1 protein-coding gene is annotated in these 1,912 nt (G+C 36.4%); it reads right to left on the reverse strand.

Annotated elements, in window-relative coordinates; translation table 11 throughout:
• On the reverse strand, positions 1-1,480 hold a 1,480-nt coding region (locus J7J33_03860), incomplete at its 3' end, for an FGGY-family carbohydrate kinase (protein ID MCD6168425.1).
• Positions 1,481-1,912 lie beyond the last annotated feature (432 nt).

Here is a 1,912-nt window from a genome sequence, read left to right on the forward strand (position 1 = left end):
TTTTATAGACGAGTTTGTATCTCTCATAAAGAAAATCATAGATCTTTGCATTTTCCTCTTCTGGAAGAAACATTTTTTCCACCTTTATTATCTTCTTTAAAGATGAAAAACTCTCTATCTTCTTAAGAGCTATAAATCCAATAAATGCCGCACCTATCGCTCCTCTTTCTTGACAATTTGGAGGAACTTCTACCTTCCTCTTTGTTATATCTGCAATTATCTGCATCCACACATCACCTCTTGCCCCACCACCAATAATCCTGAGACTTGGAATTTTAAATTTAAAACCCTTCTCAATTCTTTCAACTATCCATCTGATATTGTATCCAACACCTTCATAAACTGCCCTTAAAAGATGCTCTTTTCTGTGACTTACAGACAGATTTATGAAACTTGCCCTGACATATGGATCATTTATCGGCGCCCTCTCTCCATAGAGCCATGGGGTAAATATTAAAAATTTAGAACCAGGTTCAATCTCTTCAACTTTCTTATCCATCAGTGCATAAACATTCTCTATTTTTGGATCCTTGCTCTCTTCTCTATAAAACTCATTCTTTATCCATCTTAAACATTCCCCTGCAGTTTCTGTCTCGGCAAAGAGAAAGGATTTATCATATTCTGCCGATTGAATAACAGCAATCCCATATTTTCCAGTTGGATGTTTCCTTGTTATAACACCTATCCATCCAGAGGTTCCAAGATACACATGTGCATCACCTTCATCAACAGCACCTGCACCAACAGATGCACACAGAGCATCGCCTGCACCAGGAATTATGGGTGTTCCTTCTAATAAGCCACACTCATTAGCAGCCTCTTTCGTTAGATATCCAACAACTTCGTCTGATCTAACAAGTGGTGGAAGTTTCTTTGTATCAATACCTATATATTTAAATATCCATCTGAGCCAGTCTTTTTTCTTTAAATCTATCCCAAACACAGATGCATTTGAAAGCTCCATAACCCTTTTTCCAGTTGCCTTATATATAAGATATCCATTTGCATCAAGAAAAAGATCCATCTTGTCGTATATATCTCTCTCGTTTTTCTTCAACCAAAGGAGTTTTGGCATTCCATCTTTTCCAGTAAGTGGAGCTCCTGCAAGGAGGGCAAACACCTTAGAGTTTATAAATTTCCTCATCATGGATTCTGCTTCTCTTGTTGCTCTTTCATCAAGCCATATTATTGCATCCCGAAGTTTTCCATCTTTATTCATTGGAACAATTCCAAGCATCTGATTTGAAAATGTCATTCCAACTATCTCTTCCTTTTTAATCCCTGTCTTTTCAAGCAACTCTCTTGTCGTTTTGCATACTGCTCTCCACCAATCATCTGGATTCTGTTCTGCATAACCAATCTTTGGATAATGAATTGGATAAGTCTCTGTTGTATAATCTATGACACCTCCACGTTCATCAACGAGGAGCGCTTTATTAGAACTCGTCCCCAGATCATGCGAGATGATATACTCACCCATTATTTCCTCCTTGTAATTTATCATTTATTTAGAAACTCCATAGATATTTTACTAATTAAAAAAACTCTGTCAAATCCATACAGGCTCTAAAATAAAAAGTGTGGTAGAAATAAGCTACCCCTCTTATATAAAAGTCTCAATCTCAACAGTAATGTGACTGCTCATCCTCTACCACACTTATTGACATAGAGCTGGAAAAAGAAAAAGATGGACAAACTGAAGGATGCCATCCTCGAACTAAAAGAAGCCGTAAATTTATTAAAGGAAGAACTCCAGAGAAGGGAGTAGCTAAGAAGCAGGAAAACAAAATTCTCTTCAGAAATAGCATATTCCTAACTTCCTAAAAGTGGTAAAATAAAAATAGTATATCTTCTTTAGAAAGGAGGAAGAGATTATTAAAATTAAAGAAGGGAACTTCAGGAACTTATATAT

The organism is Caldisericia bacterium (assembly GCA_021158845.1).
Taxonomy (GTDB): Bacteria; Caldisericota; Caldisericia; order B22-G15; family B22-G15; genus B22-G15.